Raw genomic sequence first — 7,195 nt, 5'->3', positions numbered from 1 at the left:
GGAATTTTTTTTTTTGGAATTTTTTTTTGCTGCTCCCGAGACTCCCGCCGTTTTGCCCGCGCATATCGGTCACGCAACAAATCTGATTACTAAACACTAGTAGCTCGGATTTGTCTCGTATCAGTAATCGACCTTATTCCTAATTAAATAGAGCAAATCCCCTTATTGGGGGTAAGACATGAAGATGCCAGAAAAACATGACCTGTTGGCCGCCATTCTCGCGGCAAAGGAACAAGGCATCTGGGGCAATCCTTGCGTTTGCAACGGCGTAGCTTCGCGGACAGATATACTGGCGGTGCGTTTACAAAAACAGTAATCGACGCAACGATGTGCGCCATTATCGCCTAGTTCATTCGTGACCTTCTCGACTTCGCCGGACTAAGTAGCAATCTCGCTTATATAACGAGCGTGTTTATCGGCTACATCGGTACTGACTCGATTGGTTCGCTTATCAAACGCTTCGCTGCTAAAAAAGCTGGAGTAGAAGATGGTAGAAATCAATAATCAACGTAAGGCGTTCCTCGATATGCTGGCGTGGTCGGAGGGAACTGATAACGGACGTCAGAAAACCAGAAATCATGGTTATGACGTCATTGTAGGCGGAGAGCTATTTACTGATTACTCCGATCACCCTCGCAAACTTGTCACGCTAAACCCAAAACTCAAATCAACAGGCGCCGGACGCTACCAGCTTCTTTCCCGTTGGTGGGATGCCTACCGCAAGCAGCTTGGCCTGAAAGACTTCTCTCCGAAAAGTCAGGACGCTGTGGCATTGCAGCAGATTAAGGAGCGTGGCGCTTTACCTATGATTGATCGTGGTGATATCCGTCAGGCAATCGACCGTTGCAGCAATACCTGGGCTTCACTGCCGGGCGCTGGTTATGGTCAGTTCGAGCATAAGGCTGCACAGCCTGATTGCAAAATTCAAAGAAGCGGGCGGAACGGTCAGAGAGATTGATGTATGACAGAGTCACCGCGATTATCTCCGCTCCGGTTATCTGCATCATCGTCTGCCTGTCATGGGCTGTTAATCATTACCGTGATAACGCCATTACCTACAAAGCCCTAGCGCTACAAAAATGCCAGAGAACTGAAGCTGGGCGAACGCGGCAATTACTGACATCAGATGCGTCAGCGCGACGTCTGCTGCGCTCGATGCAAAATACACGAAGGAGTCAGCCGACGCTAAAGCTGCAAAATGATGCTCTGCGTGATGATGTTGCCGCTGGTCGTCGTCGGGTCGCACATCAAAGCAGTCTGTCAGTCAGTGCGTGAAGCCACCACCGCCTCCGGCGTGGATACGCAGCTCCCCCCGACTGGCAGACACCGCTGAACGGGATTATTTCACCCTCAGAGAGAGGCTGATCACTATGCAAAAACAACTGGAAGGAACCCAGAAGTATATTAATGTAGCAGTGCAGCAGTAAGAGTTGCCCATATCGATGGGCAACTCATGCAATTATTGCTGAGCAATACACACGCGCTTCCAGCGGAGTATAAATGCTGAAAGTAATAAAACCGAGCAATCCATTTACGAATGTTTGCTGGGTTTCTGTTTTAACAACATTTTCTGCGCCGCCACAAATTTTGGCTGCATCCACAGTTTTCTCTGCCCAATTCCAGAAAAAACGAAGAAATGATGGGTGATGGTTTCCTTTGGTGCTACTGCTGCCGGTTTGTTTTGAACAGTAAACGTCTGTTGAGCACATCCTGTAATAAGCAGGGCCAGCGCAGTAGCGAGTAGCATTTTTTTCATGGTGTTATTCCCGATGCTTTTTGAAGTTCGCAGAATCGTATGTGTAGAAAATTAAACAAACCCTAAACAATGAGTTGAAATTTCATATTGTTAATATTTATTAATGTATGTCAGGTGCGATGAATCGTTATTGTATTCCCGGATTAACTATGTCCACAGCCCTGACGGGAACTTCTCTGCGGGGATGTGCTCCGGGGTAACTAAAACGACGCACACAGACGGTTCAGCGCGTACACGCATCGCAGATTGCGGCCGGTAATGCCCCCCGCGTGCTGACACGAAGAAAACCGGACGTTATCGATCCAGCGTGGAAAAGTATTTGTGTAGTGTCCCGAATGCTCTCAGTAAAATAGTAATTCTTGAATTATCAAAGGTATAGTAATATCTTTTATGTTCACGGAGATTCGTAACCCATCGAAGTCTTGCTTGGTTAGCAACGCTTGCCCTATTGCTGAAATGTGATTTCTCTTGCATTTCAACCTATCATAGGACGTTTCTATAAGTATGCGTGTTTTCTTGAGTAATTTAACATTTACAACCTTTTTAAGTTCCTTTCATCAACAGGCGCCGTCGTTGCTACACGATGTGAATATTATCTGTGGCTAGATAGTAAATATAATGTGAGACGTTTGTGTTACGTTTTATGTTCTAGAACAAAACAATTCACGAGCCTCAAATCTTTTCTGCACTCCGATCCAGCATTTCTTTAAAAATGGCAACCTCAGCCATTGGTAAAACCTTCCATGTGATACAGGCGCGTAGTTTGCATTATCGTTTTATCGTTTCAATCTGGCTCACCCCCTTGCGTTTTGTCCATGATTTTATGTCAAACATTAGGAATGTTTTCACTCAATAGCATTGGGTTGCGTAACAAGCGCGGTCTGCTGGCGTATCTGGAGGGAAATACAACCGACAGATGCACTAGCAAGGCCCAACGTGTCTCAAATCTTCATACAGAAAGATTTGAAGTAATATTTTAACCGCTAGATGAAGAGCAAGCGGATGCAGCGACAAAATGAATAAAAGAACAATCCGCTGACGATCCCTCCGTGGATCTGATTCGTGCTAAAAAAAATATGCTTAGCAGCACCGATTCTCGATCAAGTTACCCTGATGTCTGTAATTGCATGTATAGTAAACATAAGGTGTCTCGGCAGCATTTCACAGCAATTGAGGCAGCGTTGGTGAAGCACGATACAGATGAGGATTATTCCCTGGTGGTTGACTGATCACCATAACTGCTAATCATTCAAACTATTTAGTCTGTGACAGAGCCAACACGCAAGTCTGTCACTGTCAGGAAAGTGGTAAAACTGCAACTCAATCACTGCAATGCCCTCGTAAATCAAGAGCCAATTTACAATATCGTCCTGTTTCGGGAGGGAGAACGCGATGTTCATTCTTCATCACTTTTAATTGATGCACACGCTCTCTTTTCTGACGTTAGTCCTCCGACGAGCAGTTTCACCGAGGCCCGCAGCAATTTCCTGCACCTTTTGGCTCGAGAGCGGCGATGTTAATTTTTTGGTCCAATCATTCGGTCTTAGGAAAGCGGATGTCGCGGGTTGTTGTTCTGCGGGTTCTGTTCTTCGTTGACATGAGCAGGTTGCCCCTCTTCAGTGTCGCTGATTTTGATCTTGTCTGAAGTTGTTTTTTCCACGTTAAGTTGATGCAGATCAATTAATACGATACCTGCGTCATAATTGATTATTTGACGTGGTTTGATGGCCTCCACGCACGTTGTGATATGTAGATGATAATCTATTATCACTTTACGGGTCCTTTCCGGTGAAAAAAAAAGGTACCAAAAAACACATCGTCGTGACAGCACCTGCTTACGGTTCACTACTCACGACGATGTTTTTTTTGGTACCTTTTTTTTCACCGGAAAGGACCCGTAAAGTGATAATGATTATCATCTACATATCACAACGTGCGTGGAGGCCATCAAACCACGTCAAATAATCAATTATGACGCAGGTATCGTATTAATTGATCTGCATCAACTTAACGTAAAAACAACTTCAGACAATACAAATCAGCGACACTGAATACGGGGCAACCTCATGTCAACGAAGAACAGAACCCGCAGAACAACAACCCGCAACATCCGCTTTCCTAACCAAATGATTGAACAAATTAACATCGCTCTTGAGCAAAAAGGGTCCGGGAATTTCTCAGCCTGGGTCATTGAAGCCTGCCGTCGGAGACTAACGTCAGAAAAGAGAGCATATACATCAATTAAAAGTGATGAAGAATGAACATCCCGCGTTCTTCCCTCCGAACAGGACGATATTGTAAATTCACTTAATTACGAGGGCATTGCAGTAATTGAGTTGCAGTTTTACCACTTTCCTGACAGTGACAGACTGCGTGTTGGCTCTGTCACAGACTAAATAGTTTGAATGATTAGCAGTTATGGTGATCAGTCAACCACCAGGGAATAATCCTTCATATTATTATCGTGCTTCACCAACGCTGCCTCAATTGCTCTGAATGCTTCCAGAGACACCTTATGTTCTATACATGCAATTACAACATCAGGGTAACTCATAGAAATGGTGCTATTAAGCATATTTTTTACACGAATCAGATCCACGGAGGGATCATCAGCAGATTGTTCTTTATTCATTTTGTCGCTCCATGCGCTTGCTCTTCATCTAGCGGTTAAAATATTACTTCAAATCTTTCTGTATGAAGATTTGAGCACGTTGGCCTTACATACATCTGTCGGTTGTATTTCCCTCCAGAATGCCAGCAGGACCGCACTTTGTTACGCAACCAATACTATTAAGTGAAAACATTCCTAATATTTGACATAAATCATCAACAAAACACAAGGAGGTCAGACCAGATTGAAACGATAAAAACGATAATGCAAACTACGCGCCCTCGTATCACATGGAAGGTTTTACCAATGGCTCAGGTTGCCATTTTTAAAGAAATATTCGATCAAGTGCGAAAAGATTTAGACTGTGAATTGTTTTATTCTGAACTAAAACGTCACAACGTCTCACATTATATTTACTATCTAGCCACAGATAATATTCACATCGTGTTAGAAAACGATAACACCGTGTTAATAAAAGGACTTAAAAAGGTTGTAAATGTTAAATTCTCAAGAAACACGCATCTTATAGAAACGTCCTATGATAGGTTGAAATCAAGAGAAATCACATTTCAGCAATACAGGGAAAATCTTGCTAAAGCAGGAGTTTTCCGATGGGTTACAAATATCCATGAACATAAAAGATATTACTATACCTTTGATAATTCATTACTATTTACTGAGAGCATTCAGAACACTACACAAATCTTTCCACGCTAAATCATAACGTCCGGTTTCTTCCGTGTCAGCACCGGGGCGTTGGCATAATGCAATACGTGTACGCGCTAAACCCTGTGTGCATCGTTTTAATTATTCCCGGACACTCCCGCAGAGAAGTTCCCCGTCAGGGCTGTGGACATAGTTAATCCGGGAATACAATGACGATTCATCGCACCTGACATACATTAATAAATATTAACAATATGAAATTTCAACTCATTGTTTAGGGTTTGTTTAATTTTCTACACATACGATTCTGCGAACTTCAAAAAGCATCGGGAATAACACCATGAAAAAAATGCTACTCGCTACTGCGCTGGCCCTGCTTATTACAGGATGTGCTCAACAGACGTTTACTGTTCAAAACAAACCGGCAGCAGTAGCACCAAAGGAAACCATCACCCATCATTTCTTCGTTTCTGGAATTGGGCAGAAGAAAACTGTCGATGCAGCCAAAATTTGTGGCGGCGCAGAAAATGTTGTTAAAACAGAAACCCAGCAAACATTCGTAAATGGATTGCTCGGTTTTATTACTTTAGGCATTTATACTCCGCTGGAAGCGCGTGTGTATTGCTCACAATAATTGCATGAGTTGCCCATCGATATGGGCAACTCTATCTGCACTGCTCATTAATATACTTCTGGGTTCCTTCCAGTTGTTTTTGCATAGTGATCAGCCTCTCTCTGAGGGTGAAATAATCCCGTTCAGCGGTGTCTGCCAGTCGGGGGAGGCTGCATTATCCACGCCGGAGGCGGTGGTGGCTTCACGCACTGACTGACAGACTGCTTTGATGTGCAACCGACGACGACCAGCGGCAACATCATCACGCAGAGCATCATTTTCAGCTTTAGCATCAGCTAACTCCTTCGTGTATTTTGCATCGAGCGCAGCAACATCACGCTGACGCATCTGCATGTCAGTAATTGCCGCGTTCGCCAGCTTCAGTTCTCTGGCATTTTTGTCGCGCTGGGCTTTGTAGGTAATGGCGTTATCACGGTAATGATTAACAGCCCATGACAGGCAGACGATGATGCAGATAACCAGAGCGGAGATAATCGCGGTGACTCTGCTCATACATCAATCTCTCTGACCGTTCCGCCCGCTTCTTTGAATTTTGCAATCAGGCTGTCAGCCTTATGCTCGAACTGACCATAACCAGCGCCCGGCAGTGAAGCCCAGATATTGCTGCAACGGTCGATTGCCTGACGGATATCACCACGATCAATCATAGGTAAAGCGCCACGCTCCTTAATCTGCTGCAATGCCACAGCGTCCTGACTTTTCGGAGAGAAGTCTTTCAGGCCAAGCTGCTTGCGGTAGGCATCCCACCAACGGGAAAGAAGCTGGTAGCGTCCGGCGCCTGTTGATTTGAGTTTTGGGTTTAGCGTGACAAGTTTGCGAGGGTGATCGGAGTAATCAGTAAATAGCTCTCCGCCTACAATGACGTCATAACCATGATTTCTGGTTTTCTGACGTCCGTTATCAGTTCCCTCCGACCACGCCAGCATATCGAGGAACGCCTTACGTTGATTATTGATTTCTACCATCTTCTACTCCGGCTTTTTTAGCAGCGAAGCGTTTGATAAGCGAACCAATCGAGTCAGTACCGATGTAGCCGATAAACACGCTCGTTATATAAGCGAGATTGCTACTTAGTCCGGCGAAGTCGAGAAGGTCACGAATGAACTAGGCGATAATGGCGCACATCGTTGCGTCGATTACTGTTTTTGTAAACGCACCGCCATTATATCTGCCGCGAAGGTACGCCATTGCAAACGCAAGGATTGCCCCGATGCCTTGTTCCTTTGCCGCGAGAATGGCGGCCAACAGGTCATGTTTTTCTGGCATCTTCATGTCTTACCCCCAATAAGGGGATTTGCTCTATTTAATTAGGAATAAGGTCGATTACTGATAGAACAAATCCAGGCTACTGTGTTTAGTAATCAGATTTGTTCGTGACCGATATGCACGGGCAAAACGGCAGGAGGTTGTTAGCGCAAAAAAAAAATTCCAAAAAAAAAATTCCAAAAAAAAAGCGACTAACAAACACAATCTGATGGCAGGTGCTGTCACACGAGTATGGAAGTCGTTCTTTAACCTTAGCAATACG

Annotated in this window: 9 protein-coding genes and 4 pseudogenes; 8 read left to right on the top strand and 5 right to left on the bottom strand. The window is 44.5% G+C overall.

What is annotated here, in order from left to right; all coding sequences use genetic code 11:
• Positions 1-178 precede the first annotated feature (178 nt).
• The 5 genes and pseudogenes from ACWNC0_RS22005 (at position 179) to ACWNC0_RS21985 (ending at position 1,427) form a co-directional block, all read left to right on the top strand.
• Positions 179-316, top strand: a complete 138-nt coding sequence (locus ACWNC0_RS22005) for a hypothetical protein (RefSeq protein WP_449474701.1) — start codon at positions 179-181, stop codon at positions 314-316.
• A 35-nt stretch (positions 317-351) separates the two neighbouring features.
• A complete protein-coding gene (locus ACWNC0_RS22000) occupies positions 352-504 on the top strand; it encodes a phage holin family protein (protein ID WP_077274385.1) in 153 nt (50 codons plus the stop codon).
• Complete coding sequence (locus tag ACWNC0_RS21995) at positions 488-958, top strand: glycoside hydrolase family 24 protein (protein ID WP_449474700.1); 471 nt, start codon at positions 488-490, stop codon at positions 956-958. Before ACWNC0_RS22000 ends, ACWNC0_RS21995 begins: the two co-directional genes overlap by 17 nt.
• A 240-nt stretch (positions 959-1,198) precedes the next feature.
• Positions 1,199-1,365: pseudogene (locus tag ACWNC0_RS21990) on the top strand (Rz1 family lipoprotein).
• Positions 1,317-1,427, top strand: coding sequence for a lysis system i-spanin subunit Rz (locus ACWNC0_RS21985; protein WP_449474702.1), 111 nt, complete (start codon positions 1,317-1,319; stop codon positions 1,425-1,427). The pseudogene ACWNC0_RS21990 and the gene ACWNC0_RS21985 overlap by 49 nt, the downstream one beginning before the upstream one ends.
• 24 nt (positions 1,428-1,451) lie before the next feature.
• On the opposite strand, the pseudogene bor (ACWNC0_RS21980) reads toward ACWNC0_RS21985, so the two are convergent.
• Positions 1,452-1,756 (bottom strand): annotated as a pseudogene (gene bor / locus ACWNC0_RS21980) (serum resistance lipoprotein Bor).
• Between the two features lie 2,066 nt (positions 1,757-3,822).
• On the opposite strand from bor (ACWNC0_RS21980), the gene ACWNC0_RS21975 reads away from it, so the two are divergent.
• On the top strand, positions 3,823-4,017 hold the full coding sequence (locus tag ACWNC0_RS21975; RefSeq protein ID WP_001421937.1) for a YlcI/YnfO family protein: 195 nt from the start codon (positions 3,823-3,825) through the stop codon (positions 4,015-4,017).
• 164 nt (positions 4,018-4,181) lie between these two features.
• On the opposite strand, the gene ybcW is transcribed toward ACWNC0_RS21975, so the two are convergent.
• On the bottom strand, positions 4,182-4,388 hold the full coding sequence (ybcW, locus tag ACWNC0_RS21970) for a protein YbcW (RefSeq protein ID WP_001031427.1): 207 nt from the start codon (positions 4,386-4,388) through the stop codon (positions 4,182-4,184).
• Positions 4,389-4,631: 243 nt separating this feature from the next.
• Between ybcW and ACWNC0_RS21965 the strand changes: the two genes are divergently transcribed.
• Together ACWNC0_RS21965 and bor (ACWNC0_RS21960) are read left to right on the top strand one after the other, a co-directional pair.
• Positions 4,632-5,084 carry a DUF1398 domain-containing protein gene (locus ACWNC0_RS21965; RefSeq protein ID WP_223248938.1) on the top strand — a complete coding sequence of 151 codons (453 nt, stop codon included), beginning with the start codon at positions 4,632-4,634 and terminating at the stop codon, positions 5,082-5,084.
• Between the two features lie 289 nt (positions 5,085-5,373).
• Positions 5,374-5,667 carry a serum resistance lipoprotein Bor gene (bor, locus tag ACWNC0_RS21960; RefSeq protein WP_000738492.1) on the top strand — a complete coding sequence of 98 codons (294 nt, stop codon included), beginning with the start codon at positions 5,374-5,376 and terminating at the stop codon, positions 5,665-5,667.
• 31 nt (positions 5,668-5,698) lie between these two features.
• Here bor (ACWNC0_RS21960) and rzpD read toward each other — a convergent pair.
• The 3 genes and pseudogenes from rzpD to ACWNC0_RS21945 all read right to left on the bottom strand — a co-directional run bounded on the left by rzpD (position 5,699) and on the right by ACWNC0_RS21945 (position 6,933).
• A pseudogene (gene rzpD, locus ACWNC0_RS21955) lies at positions 5,699-6,159 on the bottom strand (prophage endopeptidase RzpD).
• On the bottom strand, positions 6,156-6,632 hold the full coding sequence (locus ACWNC0_RS21950; RefSeq protein ID WP_000229403.1) for a glycoside hydrolase family 24 protein: 477 nt from the start codon (positions 6,630-6,632) through the stop codon (positions 6,156-6,158). The pseudogene rzpD and the gene ACWNC0_RS21950 overlap by 4 nt, the downstream one beginning before the upstream one ends.
• Positions 6,616-6,933: pseudogene (locus ACWNC0_RS21945) on the bottom strand (phage holin, lambda family). Before ACWNC0_RS21945 ends, ACWNC0_RS21950 begins: the two are co-directional and overlap by 17 nt.
• Between the last annotated feature and the right edge of the window lie 262 nt (positions 6,934-7,195).

The sequence above is a fragment of the Sphingobium chungangianum genome (genome assembly GCF_977014255.1).
Note: the sequence above shows the minus strand (reverse complement) of the source record. Positions and strands in the feature narration are given on the sequence as shown.